Consider the following 16,568-nt stretch of genomic DNA (forward strand, 5'->3'; position numbering starts at 1 on the left):
TGTACTCCATTTTAAAAACATATTAATAGCAATTATGAGTTTCATAAAAATTACTATGTTGGGCGAAAGCTTGGAGCGCCAAGGTGGAATAGTTTCTGTGGAAAAGCTCATTCTTGAAGAAACTACCTCTGATATTCAAATTAAACACATTACAACTTTACCAAATGGTTCTACTGTCTATAAAGTGTTAGTGTTTTTGCAGGCAATAGGTAAGTTATTTTGCAACTTATTAAACCAAAAAACTGACATAATTCACATCCATGTTTCAGATAGAGGTAGCGCTTTTCGTCATTCAATTACTACTCTGATTGGTTGGCTATTTAAAAAGCCAATAATTATTCATACTCATAGTGCTGATTTTCATTTGTTTTACTCTAAACTACCCCAATGGCTTAAGCAGTGGCTAAGTTGGTCGTTTTGTAAATGTACGCGTTTCATCGTTTTATCAGATAGCTGGAAAAAATTCTACATTGAGAATCTTGGCTTGAAATCAGAACAAGTTATTGTTCTGCCTAACCCGGTAAAAATTCCCGCACAAATACCACAGCGAATAGATTCCAAACAGATATTTTTCTTATTTTTAGGGCGTATTGGTGAGCGCAAAGGCACTTTTGATTTAATTAAAGCATTTGCTTCTATGCCTGTTGCTCAACAAAGCCAAGCCAAGTTAGTTATAGCCGGGGATGGAGATGTAGAACAAGCTCGTAGTTTGCTCCCAACTCTAAATCTTATTGACTACATCACTATTCTTGATTGGGTAGATCGAGAAAAACGCGACGATCTTTTCACTAAAGCTGATGTCTTTGTGTTACCTTCCTACAACGAAGGTCTGCCTATGGCACTATTAGAAGCAATGAGTTGGGGTTTGGCAGTTATCACTACCGCAGTAGGAGGAATACCCGAAATAGTTACTCAAAATCAGAATGGTTTATTAGTTAATCCGGGGGATATTCAACAATTGTCAGAGGCAATGCAATCTTTAATTGCAGACGAAAATCTGAGAATATGTTTGGGAAATAATGCACGAGCCAGAGTTCAACACTTGGACATCAACAAATATCTTACATCTTTAAGAGGTATTTATACAGCAGTTATCAATTAATAAGCATCTTGATGAAAGTAGGTTTAACTTACTTACTCTATGTATTAAACACCAAATTCAAAAACGACGTAATTTATTCTGTATCAAGGATAATACGCGTTACCAAGGTAGGAATTTCATTTAAAATTAGGAAAATTTAAGGCAGCGATAAAGGTATTATTATTTTGTTGTTTTGATTCTTCTAAACTTGGTATACTGGCTAATAAGTGAGGGAGAGCAGAAATGAAAAGTTTTCCGGAAGTTCAATTGTTTGATACAAGATTTCATAAAGTTGAAGTACAAGAATTAGTTGATTATTTAATAGAAGCAGCCAAAAATAAAAAAAAGACAGTTGTAGGACATGTGAATATTAGAGCAATGAATTTCGCTTATGAAAAGTCTTGGTATCGAGATTTTTTGAATAAGGCTGATTTAGTATTTTGTGACGGATTTGGTGTAATGGTAGGAGCGAGATTCAATGGTTATTCAATGCAATCTGCACATCGAATGACAGCACCAGATTACATAGAAGATTTAGTATTAAAGTGCGAGCGAGAAAACCTTTCTTTATTTTTGTTAGCTGGAAAACCTGGCGTAGTAGATAAGGCAATTACTAAGTTAGGATCGATTGCGCCTAATTTACGCGTACAGGGACATCATGGTTATTTTGATAAATCAGGAAAAGAGAATGATTTGGTAATAGAAAAAATTAATAAATTTCAACCAGATATTTTATATATTGGTTTTGGTATGCCATTACAGGAACGCTGGATTTTAGATAACTTCAATAAAATTGAAACTACTGTATTTTTACCTTTAGGTGCTTGTCTAGATTTTTATACTGACTCTATATATCGCGGCCCGCGTTGGCTGACTGATAATGGTCTAGAGTGGTTAACACGCTTAATTACTGAACCTACTCGTCTAGCAGACCGTTATATTATAGGCATTCCATTATTTTTCTATCGCGTAGTTAAAAAGCGAATCGCTCAAGGAATGATAACAAATCGCTAAATAAATTTTTCTAAATTTTGCATTTGTTATAACCATGACTGCCCAAAAGAAGCAAATTGTTTCCCCTACCTCTGCTGCCAAGACTAGAATTAGAATTGATGTGACATTCTTCTAGTAGCCAAAGTGCCAGACTCTCTGCCATTAAGCGATCGCTATCTTGCCTTAATCGATGAAATTGTCGAAACCACCCTCAAGGGCAAAATTAGCTCTGTAGAACAGGTGTATCAAATGCTGCTTAAAGGAATTACTTCCGGTACAGGGGAAGTCTTTGAGCTAGCTTTGAGCGATCGCCTGAATTCCCTGCAAAGTCAAGTAGATAACGAAAAAGACGAACTAAAGAAAGCCAAAGCGACTCGCTCTTTAAGAGCCATTAAGACGATTCAAAGCCAATGGCAACGCTGGCAAGAGCAAAACAAAGCAACAGTTGCGATCGCCTCCGCAGTTACAGAAATCACCAGAGCCACCGCCGCCGAGCGTCTAGCGACATTTATCCGAGTTACTGACCCGAATCAGAAGTATCCGCTAAATTTACAACAGTTACAGCAGTTGTCCAAGGCATTGCTGCAATTTGCCCAGGCAGATGCTGATTTACAACAATTTTCCGAAGGGATTACCCGTGGTTTAGCTTCTTGGCAGCGATTGCAAGACAACTTGCTCAGTTGGATGTACGAGCAAAAAGAATCTCTGGGGTTTGGCGGTGTACCGGGAGAACGCGGCCCTTGGGCAAGTTGGGCGAAACAACTCAATAGTGAGTTACCCCAAGCACTGCTTCGCACTTTAGCTAGGGAAGAATCCGCAATTGAGTTTGCCGAACGACAGCGTGGTATTACCCTCAGAGATTGGGTGGAAATGGCATTAATTTTACAGTTCTTGCAACGGGGACTAATTAGCTGGTTTGACCAACAAGCTTACGATATTAAGGCTGGGCCAAAGTTGTCCATTTCCACTTTTTTGACCTTTGCGGTGATTTGGAGTCAATTAGCAAGTGGTTTTAGGAGCATTGGGACAATATACAGCGATGCCTGTTCTCAAATCATGCTCCAGATTTTACGAACCTTTGCCCAGCGTCCGTATTTTCCTTTTTACGGCGGGATTTTTGCCTCTTTTACTGGCACTTATTTACGAGATGCCCTAGATTATTTAGATGAACCGCTGCGACGAGGCGAGGGAACCCAGGAAAAAGCGCGGATTTTGACACTTTTAGGTTATTCTCAGCGTGCTTTAGGACAATACCAGCGCTCAATTGATTTTCATCAGCAAGCGCTAGAGATAGCCAGGAATGCAGGCGATCGCACCTGTGAAATTGCCAATCTCAACCACCTCAGCCGTACTTACGTGCAACAGCAAAATTATGCTGAGGCAATTAATTACAGTCAACGAGCATTAATACTGAGTCGACAAGCAGGCGATCGCACAGGAGAAGCAAACGCGCTGGTAAATTTGGGTTACAGCGAAGTTATGCAAGCTCAGGAATTGGAAAACCTAGAACCCGAAACCTATGAGGCCGCAATTAATTATTTGGAACAAGGTTTAAAATTATCAGAAAAATTAGGCGATCTTCAAAGTAAAGCCTTATGTGTCAGCAGCTTAGGAATTGCCTATCTAGTAATAGGAGAACACCAAACCGCAATTAAATATCTTGAAGATGGCTTTAAAACAGCGCAAGTTTCTGGTGATTTATATCTCCAAGGGCGGAACTTAGCTTATTTAGCAGAAGCTTATTATCATCTGCAAAATTCCGAAAAAACTGTTTATACAGGTTGCTTGGGAATGTATCTTTTAGAGCAAATTGCTTCTAATGAGTGGCGTCAAGCAGCAGGATTACTGACAATTTTACAAGGACAAATCGGGGCAGAAGCTTTCCAAAAGTTCTTACAGCAACATCGCCCGAAAATTATTGCGGTTATCGGTGTAGATGGTTACGATCACATCCCGCAATTGTTAGAAGAATATCAGGGAGATATGTAAGAACCGAAAAAACCAAGCGATCGCTCCACAGCTTAACAAATCGCAACGACCCCAGGCGTTAGGGTAACAACGTCTGTTAGATTTTGCCGCCAAAAACGAGATTTAAGCTGAACATTAATATTTACTCTTACTTTTGTGGTAGCACGATGAATTTGCCTTAACTGCTTTCGTAAGATTTCATGAAGCTTGAGTCTTTTGAGCAGGAACAATATCTTTTGTCGCTAGTTTCAAGGTTGTAGGGATCGTGACGAATGTCTTGCAAGTGTCCTAAAAAAGAAACACTAACCATTCCAGACAACGGCACTATTAAATTGGAGAGCATATTTGCGATCGCTAATCTGAAATAGAGAGGAATCCATCAGTCTTGCAAGTCCTTATTGTCTAACATTTAGAATTAGTTAGCTGATGCGATTGGATATTTAGCTAATTCGTAATTTGTTATTTTCGGCGAAACACCACACCAAATTGTAAAATTAGTGATTTTGAATTAGTTTTAAATAAATTCCCTACTACTTTCATCACGAATTACATTTGGGACGTAGGAACTTGATTACAAATTACGAATTATTTTAAACCCTGTCAAACCCGTTCTTCTATTTGCGTATAATCATAATACCCAAAGATTGCTTCTGGATGACGATAATGTTTAAATTCTATCAAGTTATAGAAGGGATCTTCTAAAAAAAAGGTGTCATGCTCTATAAAAGAATCAGCAAAACGGAGTTCAGGTTTTTGTCTAAAAGAGAGCTTTTGTTGCTCTGCCCTTGAAAGTACTTCTTCCCAATCACTTTTTAAGCTAAAGACAATTCCGCAATGCCTGGGGTATATAGGTTGAGGTACAAGAGTTTCTTTTGTCAAGAAAGCAACAAACTGATGTCCGTGGAGATTAAGAATTAAAAGTTGACGGTTTTCTCGACCAGGAATACAACCCAAACCCTCAACATAGTACGTTTTTGCCAGAGCAAGATCTGTCACAGGAAAGGTAAGATGAAATAAAGTGTTGTTCATTGCTAAAGACTACTTTCAAAAATTAAAGGTAAGGTAATTAATCGCTTGTTTTAAATTCCTAATATTATGCTGAAGTAGCCAACAATATTAGAGGTTGAAATGTACCACTGATATTAATCCCACAGGCAATAATTCAGCTATAACATGAACTATTTTATGATTATCTTATGCAGAGTGCATATTAATTAGTATTTTTCCATCTTTTCTGGAACGCGAAGACTCGAAAGCATTTAAGATGTCTCGAAAGGGGAACGATGAAGTTACAAGTTTTTCAACTCCACAAAGTTTTCCTTTGTGAATCATGGCGATCGTGTTATTAAATATGCCATATCCAGAATGTCCGCGAGAACCTACTATTGTATGTGCCCCACTTACAAGACTATTCAAATCTATAAATGCTTCTGACCCTGCCCTACCTAAATAAATAATTTTTCCTCTTTTAGCAATATTTCTTTCCATCATTGGGATAGTATATTTAGCTGCTCCTGCGGCTTCAACTTGGATATCGGCTCCCCAACCTCCTGTAATTTCTTGAACCATCTCCGAAAAATCATTTGTGGAGGCTATATTGTAAGCGTAATCAGCTCCCATTGATTTAGCAATATTGAGTCTTTATTCAATAGAATCAACTGCTATTACTATTGCTGCGCCAGCTGCTTTAAGTAACATCACAGCACCTAGTCCAATTGCTCCTACACCATAGACTATGGCAAATGCACCGGGTAAGAAACCATTTCCCGATATAAAGATACCGTTATAAGCACAACCGATAGGTTCTATTAAAGTACCTATTTTACAAACCTCTTCAAAGGAATATCTTTCCTGTAAATGATTAAGTTTCCAACAATATTTGGCTTTGAGAGTTATATATTCGGCAAAGCCACCATCTACTGTTAATCCCAACAGTCCTACATTTTCACACTGATTCGGCATTCCTGTGCGGCAAGCTGTACAGTGCCCACACCATAATATGCTTTCTGTAGTTATAATATCACCCTGGCAAAATCCTTTAACTTCATTACCAACTTCAACGATTTCACCTGAAAGTTCATGTCCTAAAACAACGGGTAACTTGGTAGGGCCAGAAAATAGAATATATCCTTGTTTATCTGTCTCATAAACGTGAATATCTGACCCACAGACACCGCAATATTTAACCCTTACTAAAACCTCATCATGCCTAAGAACAGGAAAGCTTTTATCAACAATTTTAAATTGTGGATCTTTCCAAGCAAGGCTCCCCACAACACCTAAGTTTTTGTTAAGGTTTTGTTTCTTTGGTGTCCATGTAGCTTCAGCCAGTAATGCTTTCATTAAATAATTTCCAATTACTTGTAATAAATGATTATCACAAAGGGATTTCTCACCCCCCGCGATGTCTGCAAGCGGATTGTCTTGTTAAAACACTGGAGCAGAATACTATGACAGTAGTTTGCGAACGTACAGAAATATATGTGTTGATTATGACAAGTGCTATGAGAAATTATTGAAGTATGATTTGAATATCATTTTTAGCCCCACCTTCAAGGGCGTTTATAACTGCCTTACGAAGAGCTACAGAACTTTCTGCAATGTTTATGCTGCTTTTTACATCCAAAATAGTCACTTTATTGACAGTTCTTTTTTCTACCGATATATTTATGTCCTTCTTTTGCTCAATGAAAAAATATTAAAAATTAATTCAACGAAAAGCAAGGACAGTTAAGACAATTAAGGAATTTAATAAAAATTTTATAATTCCCCTAATGGGATGTATGAGTGTTGTGAAAGTACGATCGCCTTTTAGTAGGCAGAATAGCAAAAAAAATTGCAATGTTAAGATACTCAAAACCCACATTCCGGCTAAAGCAGATCGTATTTGGGATGGCGTTCCGACCACCATAGGCGATCGCACTGTGCAAAACTGAGTAATATTACCTTTCCTGACTCAAAGAAGTCCTGCTGATTCATATAATCGTTTAAGCATTGCTGAAATCTTTGTACCATAATCTAAATCTGCTGACCATCGCCCTGATAGCTGATCGATTAATGGCGCAATCCCGCGTGTGACAAAACGAAATCTGGGATCTACTACTTCCTGTACCAAAGGTTCTAAACTAGCGTAAGCTTTCAAATGTTGAACGTGCGCCCTAACTCCAATTCTCGCACTTGGGAAAGACGCAGCCTCCGAACCGCCACCGATCGCACCTAAGCCTGCAAAGTTATTTTGCTCAGGTTTAATATCACCACCAAACCGTAAAAATCCCGTTTCTACACACATTTGGCAAAAGGCAATATCATAGTTCACTCCCTCTATACCTGCTTCTTCCCGATAAAGTTTGGGGATATCAGGAAACTTTGTTATAGCATTTTCATTATTATTTCTCAAAAATAATTGTAACTGGACTTCGGAAGTATTACCGTTCGACATTACCCGCGAAAATTGACCGGGGCAAACCATCAAATTCGAGCGCAAGCTAACAGTACGCGTCGCCGCATCCCAATTAACTGCAACATTAAAATCTCGCAGTTCGATTGCTTTGACATAAACTACTTTGTGATAGGTAATGCGATTGACATTAGCCGCTTTTGAAAGGTCAATTCGGAGAAGGTCTACTAAATCAATGGGGATGTAAGCATTCCCATTAACTAAAATTCCTTGCTCAGTGTAACTTTGTCCATTAATATTAATATTAATAGGTGGATAATTTGCTTCAGCTGGAATTCCGGGAGTGGGGTCAATTACACGACTCCAAGTCACCAATCCATCGACAATTCCCAAAGCAAAATCGCGGCGACGAGTTTGCAGCAAAGCCCGATCCTCTGGATTGCTGAGAAACCCCACTTGCATCACCAAAGCTGGCAGCGTTGTCTGACGACAGAATGCTAAACTACCCAATCCACTATCTGTATCTGGCTTGACTCCCCGATTGGGTAATTGGGGTACGCGGCGCAATAACCCCACCAGCAACTGTTCGGCATTACTCCTGCGATCGCTATTATTAGTAATGTAGAAAACGCTAGCCCCACGCACAGAAGGACTGTTAGCCGCATTAGCTGCAATTTCAAGGGCGACATCACCCTGGCGGCCGCGGGAATTGATCCAGGTGATAGTTTGGGCGGCGCTCAAGTCATCAGGAACCGCTAAAATTTCCAAACTACGCGCTCTCAGTTCCGTGACAATCAAATCCCGCAGCAAAATCATTTCTTTTGCTTCACTTGTACCACCTGCGATCGCACCTAGATCTATTCCTCCCGCTTCTTTGCCTCCATGAGCCGCTGATATAAAAATACGCCCCATTTTCAGTATTTCCTCTGATAAAATTAAGTCTAAGCAATTTTATACATCATTCTTGGTCTAGCAACAAGAATATAATAGCTATCAGAAGTCTAAAGTCATTTATCCTTTGTTATTTCTCCAAAGTTAATGGCGAGGGACTGGGGACTAGGGACTAGATGCTGGGTAATAGGTATGGGTAAACATTTCGATCCCCAATGCCCAATTCCCAATTCCCAATTCCCAATCCCCAATCCCCAATCCCCAATAAATTATGCAAATCCCCCGCTTGCACCCAGACACAATTGAGGAAGTTAAACTACGGGCTGATATTGTAGATGTCGTCTCGGAATACGTAGTTTTACGCAAACGAGGAAAGGATTTTGTCGGTTTGTGCCCTTTCCATGATGAGAAATCTCCCAGTTTCACCGTCAGCCAGACCAAGCAAATGTACTATTGCTTCGGCTGTCAAGCTGGGGGAAATGCGATTAAGTTTGTCATGGAGTTGGGAAAGCGTTCTTTTGCTGATGTGGTGCTAGATTTAGCACGGCGTTACCAAGTACCTATACAAACTCTCGAACCCGAACAACGCCAAGAATTACAGCGTCAACTATCTTTGCGCGAGCAGTTATATGAAGTTCTGGCTTCTTCAGCACAGTTTTATCAACACGCCTTGAGACAATCCCAAGGGCAAAAGGCACTTCAATATTTGCAATCTAACCGCCAACTCAAAGAAGAAACTATACAGCAATTTGGTTTAGGTTATGCTCCTGCAGGATGGGAAACTCTCTATCGTTATTTAGTGGATGATAAACATTACCCAGTGCAAATACTGGAAAAAGCGGGATTGATTAAGCCACGCCGGGAAGGTGGTGGGTATTATGATGTATTTCGCGATCGCTTGATGATTCCCATCCGTGATGTCCAAGGGCGCGTTATTGCCTTTGGTGGAAGAACTCTAACTGATGAACAGCCTAAATATTTGAATTCACCCGAAACCGAACTTTTTAGTAAAGGTAAAACCTTATTCGCCCTCGATCGAGCCAAAGATGGTATTTCTAAACTCGATCGAGCCGTGGTGGTGGAGGGATATTTTGATGCGATCGCTCTTCACGCCGCTGGTATTAATAACGCCGTCGCCTCACTCGGTACAGCTTTAAGCTTAGAACAAGTCCGGTTAATATTACGCTACACCGAATCAAAACAATTAGTACTTAACTTTGATGCTGATAAAGCTGGAATCAATGCCGCAGAACGGGCGATTGGTGAAATTGCCGAACTAGCATACAAAGGCGAAGTTCAGCTAAAAATTCTCAATTTACCCGATGGCAAAGATGCTGATGAATATTTGCATAGTCACACTCCAGAAGATTATGGAGAACTGCTAAAAAATGCGCCACTTTGGCTAGACTGGCAGATTCAGCAAATTATTCAAGACCGAGACTTAAAACAGGCTACTGATTTTCAGCAAGTAACTCAGCAAATAGTCAAATTACTTAAAAATATCGCTAACAGCGATACACGCAACTATTACGTTTCTTACTGTGCAGAAATACTCAGTTTAGGAGATACCAGACTTATACCCCTAAGAGTCGAAAATCTGTTAACTCAAATTGCTCCGGCTGCGGCTACATATTCTAAGCCTGTGTCAGCGAAGAAAGCATGGGGAGGTGGCAAATCCCCACTCTCCATTCCCAACTCCTCACTCCCTACAGAACGCAGCCTTTTAGAACACGCAGAGGCATTATTATTGCGAATTTACTTGCATTGTCCCGAACAGCGTCAAATGATTGTTGACGAACTAGAGGAGCGAGATTTGCAATTTAGTCTTTCCCACCACCGATTTTTATGGCAACAGATTTTAGAAGTTTCATCGGGTGATGGAGAGACGGAAAACCTTGCGTCTCTACCAAATTTAATTTCCCGCCTCCAAGATCGGTTCTTAGAATTTGACAGCGAGATCGGGTTAATTTCCCATTTATTTCATGTGGATGAAAAAAACCAAAAAGAAATACTGCGGACTGGGCAAGTAGTTCAAGCTGCGATCGCTTGTATGGATTTAGTGATGCTTGAAAAACGCTATCGTCACTTTTTGGAACTATGGCAACAAACCGATCCAGAAGCGGAACCAGAGCGCTATGAATATTATTATCAGGCTTTCTACACTGAAAAAATCAAGCTTCAACAAATAGACCGACAACGCTTATTTTCCATCACCGAGCTTTTGTAGGCTTGCACTCACGCTCAACCTAAATCTTGATTAGTAGGGGTGCAAGGCCTTTTGCCCCTACTGCTAAAGTGGTTGCATCCCCAGCAAACCTGGTAAATCCAGAGAGGCGAGGTGTTGATAAGCTCGATCTATAACTCGCTTACCTCTAAGAAATCCTGTATTAGCTCCAGGACAAATATACTGGAGAGTGTCTGGTGTAAAACGTTCTAACAATAATCGAAGACTCTGAATTTGCCTTGGCCAGTGAAAGGTTTTAGCTGTCCGTAATGGTACTGCTTGACCGTGCTGGTTAGGGAGTAAATGGCGGCCAGAAAATAATATACCCCCAAGTTCGCTGTAGTAGAGACAAGATGAGCCGGGAGAATGCCCTGGTGTCCAAATTACTTGCATAGCTGCATCAAGAGTAAATTCTTGTCTAAAGGTAGTTACGGTTAAGCCTGGTAATAAATATGCTTCTTGCTCTTGAATCAGCACCTCGCAGCCAAAAGCTTGCTGAAATTCAGCAGTCTTGCCAATAGCACCGCGATGGGTGAGAAATAACCAACGCACGCCTCCATGCGCTGCTAAAAAATCTTGATTTGTTTTTTCTAATGCAGGGCAATCTATGAGGATATTGCATTCATTTCTTACAATAAAATAAGAGGTTCCCCCTAATGTGTCCCGATTGGGTGGAAAGGCAAAAATGCTCTCTTGTGCGAAGTCCGATTGCAGAGAACCTCCGCTGAAAACTTCGTCCGGGAAGACAGCCCGTGGTGGCTTAGTTGTATGACTTGGCTGTTGAGGTAAAGGGCACATAATCAAAGAACCGAAACTGAGGAGTTGTGGACAATCTGGTTACAGTGTGGAAATTCTTAAGATTGAACTGGGAATTGGTAGACTTGTACTAAGCGAACGCGAGTGCGTCTCCAAGAGTTGCCGTTGGCGCAGCCTCTCCAAGAGTTGTATTGGGAACTAGGGACTGGGGAAGATTTGAATGGAGATTGGTACGCCAACCAAATTTTAAAAGAATTTCTTCCCCAGTACCCAGTCCCCAGTACCCAATACCCAATACCCAATACCCAATACCCAATACCCAATACCCAATACCCAATACCCAATACCCAGTCTCCTGTTAACCGTTGTGAAAAAAAATTGAGATTTGAGGTCTGCCTTGTAGTTAATGCTATGGTGCTGAAGCTACTGGTGGGGCGTTTTGTCAAAATTACTGAAGAGAACATGGCATTTTGGTTTCTGTTTATCCTCCTGCTGGGGCTTGCTACTTATCTAATGGTGCAGCGCAGCGTTGCTCTCATTACCCGCACACCAGTATGGTTATTGTGGCTGGTTTTAATGACACCAGCATTTCTGTTGAGTGGATGGACGCTAATCTACGGAGCGAAACAACCTCCACCGCCAGAGCTGATCCTCTGGTCGGTATTTTTCTGCACAGTATTGTACTGGGTGTTGTTTCAATGGGGGCGTCAAGTACCAAGAGATACACAGACCGACGAAGCCCAAACCCCAGCCTCAGAATCACAACCGACTATCCAGCCTACCCCAGAACCAATAGTGCGTCCCATTGAACCAACGGAAGAAACCCAACTACGAAATTGTTTTCCTTGGTCTGTATACTACATTCAAAATATTGAGTATCGACCCCAATCTGTGATTTGCCGGGGTCAGTTGCGAACTAAAGCTAGCAACGCTTACCAGCAGATTAAAACTAATATTGAAGCACAATTTGGCGATCGCTTCTTACTGATCTTTCAAGAAGGCTTCAATGGCAAACCTTTCTTTGTCCTAGTTCCCAATACTCAAGCTGCTGCTAAACAGACAGATACACCACGACGCAACCAGGAACGATTAACTCGGCCAGGATTAGCGCTGATGCTACTAGTAGCTACTTTGATCACTACTACCTTGGTGGGACTGCAAAATGCTGGTGTTACTGTGCCGCCTATCTGGCAAATCGGATCTTTGTTCAAACTTCTATCTAACCCAGATGTCCTATTCAAGGGATTGCCTTATGCTTTAGGACTGATGGCTATTTTGGGCACTCACGAACTTGGGCATTATTTAACAGCTAAATTTTACAAGATTCGCTCGACGTTGCCTTACTTTATTCCCGTACCTTTCTTTTTGGGAACTTTTGGCGCATTTATTCAGATGCGTAGTCCTATTCCCAACCGCAAAGCTTTATTTGATATTAGTATCGCTGGGCCAATTGCAGGTTTTGTTGTCACCTTGCCATTACTAATATGGGGTTTGGCCCATTCTGATATAGTTTCCCTGACTGAAAAAACCCGACTTTTAAATCCCGATGCGCTCAACCCCAAGTATTCAATTTTACTGGCTATACTCTCGAAGTTAGCTTTGGGAAGTCAGTTAACGGCAAAATCAGCCCTCGATCTGCATCCAGTTGCAGTAGCAGGTTTTTTAGGACTAGTTGTCACAGCCTTAAATTTAATGCCTGTGGGACAATTAGATGGAGGTCACATTGTCCATGCGATGTTTGGACAACGAACGGCGATCGTAATTGGTCAAATTGCTCGCGTGTTGTTGCTATTACTTTCTTTAGTTCGGGAAGAATTTTTGGTGTGGGCGATTATCTTATTATTTATGCCGTTGATTGATGAACCTGCGCTGAATGATGTCACTGAATTGGATAACAAACGTGACGTTTGGGGGTTACTGGCAATGGCTTTGTTGATTGTAATTATTCTGCCATTGCCGCAGGCGATCGCTAACTTTTTGCAAATTTAAAAAAGCAGAATCAGGAGTCAGAATTCAGGAGTAAAACAGTCTTTTTACCTGGCTTTGAGGCGAATCGTTGTGTACTTCACTTTCCTTGAAATTGGCTGTATCAGCGATCGCGATCGTTATCTCTCAGCAGTTCATAGATTTATCTATGAGGTTTTCCTCTTGTCCCCTTGTCCTCTTCCATGCTAATTCTGGAGTCCGCCCCTTTAAGCCAATCATCAATTTCAGCATAAATACTTTTAATACAGGTACTCGCTGCAAGAACCATAAACCTAAGCGACGAACCACCACCACAGGGAAGAAATTATTAGAAAACATCCGATCTAACAAATCGGTGAAACCTAAAATTGTCAGATTCTCTAGCTTGCGCCAGCGTTCATAGTCTTTGAGAATCTGAATGTCACCAATATCTTTACCCGCTTTGTGCGCTGCTTGAATTACTTGTGCCAAAGCTGCTGCATCCCGAATACCTAAATTTAAACCTTGTCCGCCGACGGGATGGCAATTGTGCGCCGCATCACCAATTAATGCCAGTCGGGGGAGAACGTAACGATCGCTTTGCATGAGTTGCACTTGAAAAACAAAGCGATCGCCTAGTAATTCCAATTTTCCCATTTGATCGCCATAGCGGCGGCTTAGTTCTGCCAAAAATTGCTCGTCATTTAAAGCACACAAAGCTTTTGCTTCTTCATGGGGCGCTGTCCAGACAATGCGGCAACGGTTCCCCGGTAAAGGTAATATCGCAAAGGGGCCGCTAGACCAAAATCTTTCGTAAGCGGTGTTATTGTGGGGCTTTTCTGGTTTGACAAATGCCACAATGCAAGATTGCCAATATTTCCAACCCGAAGTTTTGATTCCAGCCGCTTGGCGAATTGGCGATCGCGATCCATCTGCGGCGACAACTAATTTGCTCTTGACTGTCTTTAGTCGATCGGCAATTTTAATCTCGATGGTGACTATATTCTGCTGGTATTGCGTATTTACCACTTCCGCCGGACACAAATAAGTCACGTTGGGGCAATTTTGGACGAAATCTTGCAACGGCTGCAACAAAGCTTGGTGTTCCGCCACATAACCCAACTCTGCGGTATTTATATCATCTGTAGTAAATTCCACTACATCGGGATAATCGGCATCCGAAAGACGAACTCGGCAATATTTAGCGATTTGCGGCAGCATTTTGTCCCAAACGCCAATACCTTGATAAATTAGCGACGAAAGCTGATGAACTGCATAAGCTTGTCCCTTGGCTACCGCCACTGATGCTACTTTCGCCTCAATCAGCAAAATACTCAAATCAGAATCTTTTAAAGCAGAGGCTAGAGTTAACCCAATAATCCCACCGCCGACAATTACCAAATCATATTCATATCCTTGCTCATTTGGCGGTGTTAATTGAGGGGAAATTTGCTCAAGCTGCGTTATGGTCATTGTTAAGTTAGATTACAGCATCTTAACTCTTATTTTGACGCGATCGCGCCTTCTTGAGCAAGTTAACAATTCAAAATTAAATAGGACTTACGCACCCAAAAACCTGAAAACTCGATCCCCCCTAACCCCCCGATAAATTGGGGGAAATATAAAAAGCCCCCTTTTTAAGGGGGTTGGGGGATCTCTTATTCATCTGAATTATTTGCTGACTTGATAGACTGGTCTAACCTGACGATAAGTATTAAGTAAGCTGAGAAATTTATGACCATCAAAATTTATCGGGTCAACTTTTTTACCAGAACGGTCTACTAAATGGTGCGTAGTGATGCGATCGTCTGGAACTTGACTTTGAGCAATTAACCAAGCAAGAGAATGATATTGAGCTTCCGTGTAGCCGCTATGGGTTTGTTGGCTGCTACTGTCATAACTATCTGGCGGTGTTTCCAAAGAGACGTGATAAGCAAAATTATTCACCGATGCGGGTAAAGTCGGATTAGTCTGTACAGTTTCCACTCCCTGCGAACCATCAAATACTGAGTTAGCTGCACCAAAAGCCCGCTTGTCTGGCGGTACTAGATAAACCACCGTTCCGTCTAACTTGATTAAGGCGTGGTAACTTGCTTGCACACCTTCATCAGTATGGGCTACTTGAAAGAAATTGATGGCGCTAGAAGCTGAATAACCAGTTTCATGAATAACGATAATTGGTTGGTTGTTGAGAGGAACGCCGTTAACATCTTGGGTATAACGTTCACCATAGTTACTTGGATCGACCGAAGCAACTTGATAATTAGGTCTGTACTGTGCAAAAGCTTGAGTGGTTATGTATCTTGCGACAGGCTGGTTAGTCTTGACTGGGGACTTGATAACATTTTGAAATTTCTTCTCTGGCTCTTTTGCTGATTGGAATTGCGCCTGGGGATATTGACTCAAAGCTGTAACCTGTGGATTGGATGCACGGGAGGTTGTCGGATTGTTGTGTAATTTTGTTGCTCGTCCAATTAGCAGCACTACAATTAAAGTGGCGAACATCAGCCAGATTAGTAGCACCCTAGTCACCCAGTCTGTAAACTTCATTTTTCTTATACCCGTAAAACCGTAGATATTAATTTATAGCTAAACTGGCGTATCCTTTGAAGAGGCGCACTTCCGTAAACCCCTACCGCTTATAGTATCCAAATAATAATCGCTATCATACCTTAATTCTAGTCAAATATACCTTGATAATCCCTGCAATGATGCTGTAAAAAGCTATTTAATTTCAATGCCGTGGGTAGTAAATTCGTGGGTGTGAAAATCTTCATCGTGTAGCGCTCTTGACGATCGCGTAGGCGTAGTTCCAGTACGGTTCGGTTAAAGTTTTCATATTTTGAAGATCCCCCCAACCCCCTTTCAAAAGTTACCGTGTATACACAAGTCCATAAGTCGCAAGTTTCCAGCCGAAAAAGAGAGATTCAAATTGCCTGAAACCGCGAACAAGGGTAGGCATTCCCGGAGGTTTTTGAGAGAGATATCCAGACCATCCACCTAACCGAGCGACGATCCAAGTAGCCCAAGGTAAACAACCTTGTGAATAAGGATTTTGCAGTTTTTGGGAATTTCCTTCCACAGAAGATTGAATCTGGGATAAGCATTGTTGTTGCTGTTGACAAAAGGTAAGCGCGGCAGAGAGCTGAGTATTTTCGCGCCCTTCAACCATTTGTAAGGTTCGCACGGCTACGGACAAAGCCAGGATTGTCAGGCGTTGAATAGCGATCGCAGACTCTAACTAAACGTGAGTTCGATGAACCTCTCCCCAACCTCTCCGAGGCACAGAGGGGCAGAAATATTTTTAGTTGACA

14 protein-coding genes are annotated in these 16,568 nt (G+C 41.4%); 6 read left to right on the top strand and 8 right to left on the bottom strand.

Annotated features, from left to right (window positions below):
• The first annotated feature begins 34 nt into the window (after positions 1-34).
• From RMY32_RS26280 to RMY32_RS26290, 3 genes are all read left to right on the top strand, one after another.
• Positions 35-1,102 carry a glycosyltransferase family 4 protein gene (locus RMY32_RS26280; RefSeq protein ID WP_322709394.1) on the top strand — a complete coding sequence of 356 codons (1,068 nt, stop codon included), beginning with the start codon at positions 35-37 and terminating at the stop codon, positions 1,100-1,102.
• Positions 1,103-1,324: 222 nt separating this feature from the next.
• Positions 1,325-2,095: a WecB/TagA/CpsF family glycosyltransferase gene (locus RMY32_RS26285; RefSeq protein ID WP_322709395.1), complete on the top strand. Its 771-nt coding sequence runs from the start codon at positions 1,325-1,327 to the stop codon at positions 2,093-2,095.
• A gap of 123 nt (positions 2,096-2,218) precedes the next feature.
• The gene (locus RMY32_RS26290; RefSeq protein WP_322709396.1) at positions 2,219-4,063 is read left to right on the top strand and encodes a tetratricopeptide repeat protein; all 1,845 of its coding nucleotides are present in this window, start codon (positions 2,219-2,221) and stop codon (positions 4,061-4,063) included.
• Positions 4,064-4,642: 579 nt separating this feature from the next.
• Here the strand turns inward: RMY32_RS26290 and RMY32_RS26295 are convergent.
• From RMY32_RS26295 to RMY32_RS26305, 3 genes are all read right to left on the bottom strand, one after another.
• Entirely contained in the window at positions 4,643-5,071 is a 429-nt protein-coding gene (locus RMY32_RS26295; RefSeq protein WP_322709397.1) for a VOC family protein, read from the bottom strand.
• A 165-nt stretch (positions 5,072-5,236) separates the two neighbouring features.
• On the bottom strand, positions 5,237-5,674 hold the full coding sequence (locus RMY32_RS26300; RefSeq protein ID WP_322709472.1) for a zinc-binding dehydrogenase: 438 nt from the start codon (positions 5,672-5,674) through the stop codon (positions 5,237-5,239).
• A 9-nt stretch (positions 5,675-5,683) separates the two neighbouring features.
• A complete protein-coding gene (locus tag RMY32_RS26305) occupies positions 5,684-6,385 on the bottom strand; it encodes an alcohol dehydrogenase catalytic domain-containing protein (RefSeq protein ID WP_322709398.1) in 702 nt (233 codons plus the stop codon).
• A 440-nt stretch (positions 6,386-6,825) separates the two neighbouring features.
• On the opposite strand from RMY32_RS26305, the gene RMY32_RS26310 reads away from it, so the two are divergent.
• The gene (locus RMY32_RS26310) at positions 6,826-6,978 is read left to right on the top strand and encodes a hypothetical protein (protein ID WP_322709399.1); all 153 of its coding nucleotides are present in this window, start codon (positions 6,826-6,828) and stop codon (positions 6,976-6,978) included.
• Between the two features lie 20 nt (positions 6,979-6,998).
• Here RMY32_RS26310 and RMY32_RS26315 read toward each other — a convergent pair whose 3' ends face one another.
• Positions 6,999-8,351 (bottom strand): N-acetylmuramoyl-L-alanine amidase, encoded by a 1,353-nt coding sequence (locus tag RMY32_RS26315; protein WP_322709400.1) that lies wholly within the window; start codon positions 8,349-8,351, stop codon positions 6,999-7,001.
• A gap of 250 nt (positions 8,352-8,601) precedes the next feature.
• On the opposite strand from RMY32_RS26315, the gene dnaG reads away from it, so the two are divergent.
• Positions 8,602-10,557, top strand: a complete 1,956-nt coding sequence (gene dnaG / locus RMY32_RS26320; RefSeq protein WP_322709401.1) for a DNA primase — start codon at positions 8,602-8,604, stop codon at positions 10,555-10,557.
• 63 nt (positions 10,558-10,620) lie between these two features.
• Here dnaG and RMY32_RS26325 read toward each other — a convergent pair whose 3' ends face one another.
• Complete coding sequence (locus RMY32_RS26325) at positions 10,621-11,352, bottom strand: MBL fold metallo-hydrolase (protein ID WP_322709402.1); 732 nt, start codon at positions 11,350-11,352, stop codon at positions 10,621-10,623.
• A 420-nt stretch (positions 11,353-11,772) separates the two neighbouring features.
• Between RMY32_RS26325 and RMY32_RS26330 the strand changes: the two genes are divergently transcribed.
• Positions 11,773-13,299 carry a site-2 protease family protein gene (locus RMY32_RS26330; protein WP_322709474.1) on the top strand — a complete coding sequence of 509 codons (1,527 nt, stop codon included), beginning with the start codon at positions 11,773-11,775 and terminating at the stop codon, positions 13,297-13,299.
• A gap of 123 nt (positions 13,300-13,422) precedes the next feature.
• Here RMY32_RS26330 and RMY32_RS26335 read toward each other — a convergent pair whose 3' ends face one another.
• From RMY32_RS26335 to RMY32_RS26345, 3 genes are all read right to left on the bottom strand, one after another.
• A complete protein-coding gene (locus tag RMY32_RS26335; protein WP_322709403.1) occupies positions 13,423-14,727 on the bottom strand; it encodes an FAD-dependent hydroxylase in 1,305 nt (434 codons plus the stop codon).
• A 198-nt stretch (positions 14,728-14,925) separates the two neighbouring features.
• Positions 14,926-15,804 (bottom strand): peptidoglycan recognition family protein, encoded by an 879-nt coding sequence (locus RMY32_RS26340; protein WP_322709404.1) that lies wholly within the window; start codon positions 15,802-15,804, stop codon positions 14,926-14,928.
• Positions 15,805-16,126: 322 nt separating this feature from the next.
• On the bottom strand, positions 16,127-16,426 hold the full coding sequence (locus RMY32_RS26345; RefSeq protein WP_322709405.1) for a hypothetical protein: 300 nt from the start codon (positions 16,424-16,426) through the stop codon (positions 16,127-16,129).
• Positions 16,427-16,568 lie beyond the last annotated feature (142 nt).

This window comes from Nostoc sp. ChiSLP03a (genome assembly GCF_034531215.2).
Classification (GTDB): domain Bacteria; phylum Cyanobacteriota; class Cyanobacteriia; order Cyanobacteriales; family Nostocaceae; genus Nostoc.

What these genes read in the sequence shown, in the direction of transcription:
- RMY32_RS26280 (WP_322709394.1), top strand. Translation starts at nt 35, where the DNA reads ATGAGTTTCATAAAAATTACTATGTTGGGCGAAAGCTTGGAGCGCCAA.
- RMY32_RS26285 (WP_322709395.1), top strand. Translation starts at nt 1,325, where the DNA reads ATGAAAAGTTTTCCGGAAGTTCAATTGTTTGATACAAGATTTCATAAA.
- RMY32_RS26295 (WP_322709397.1), bottom strand. Translation starts at nt 5,071, where the DNA reads ATGAACAACACTTTATTTCATCTTACCTTTCCTGTGACAGATCTTGCT.
- RMY32_RS26305 (WP_322709398.1), bottom strand. Translation starts at nt 6,385, where the DNA reads ATGAAAGCATTACTGGCTGAAGCTACATGGACACCAAAGAAACAAAAC.
- RMY32_RS26310 (WP_322709399.1), top strand. Translation starts at nt 6,826, where the DNA reads ATGAGTGTTGTGAAAGTACGATCGCCTTTTAGTAGGCAGAATAGCAAA.
- RMY32_RS26315 (WP_322709400.1), bottom strand. Translation starts at nt 8,351, where the DNA reads ATGGGGCGTATTTTTATATCAGCGGCTCATGGAGGCAAAGAAGCGGGA.
- dnaG (WP_322709401.1), top strand. Translation starts at nt 8,602, where the DNA reads ATGCAAATCCCCCGCTTGCACCCAGACACAATTGAGGAAGTTAAACTA.
- RMY32_RS26325 (WP_322709402.1), bottom strand. Translation starts at nt 11,352, where the DNA reads ATGTGCCCTTTACCTCAACAGCCAAGTCATACAACTAAGCCACCACGG.
- RMY32_RS26330 (WP_322709474.1), top strand. Translation starts at nt 11,773, where the DNA reads ATGGCATTTTGGTTTCTGTTTATCCTCCTGCTGGGGCTTGCTACTTAT.
- RMY32_RS26335 (WP_322709403.1), bottom strand. Translation starts at nt 14,727, where the DNA reads ATGACCATAACGCAGCTTGAGCAAATTTCCCCTCAATTAACACCGCCA.
- RMY32_RS26340 (WP_322709404.1), bottom strand. Translation starts at nt 15,804, where the DNA reads ATGAAGTTTACAGACTGGGTGACTAGGGTGCTACTAATCTGGCTGATG.
- RMY32_RS26345 (WP_322709405.1), bottom strand. Translation starts at nt 16,426, where the DNA reads ATGGTTGAAGGGCGCGAAAATACTCAGCTCTCTGCCGCGCTTACCTTT.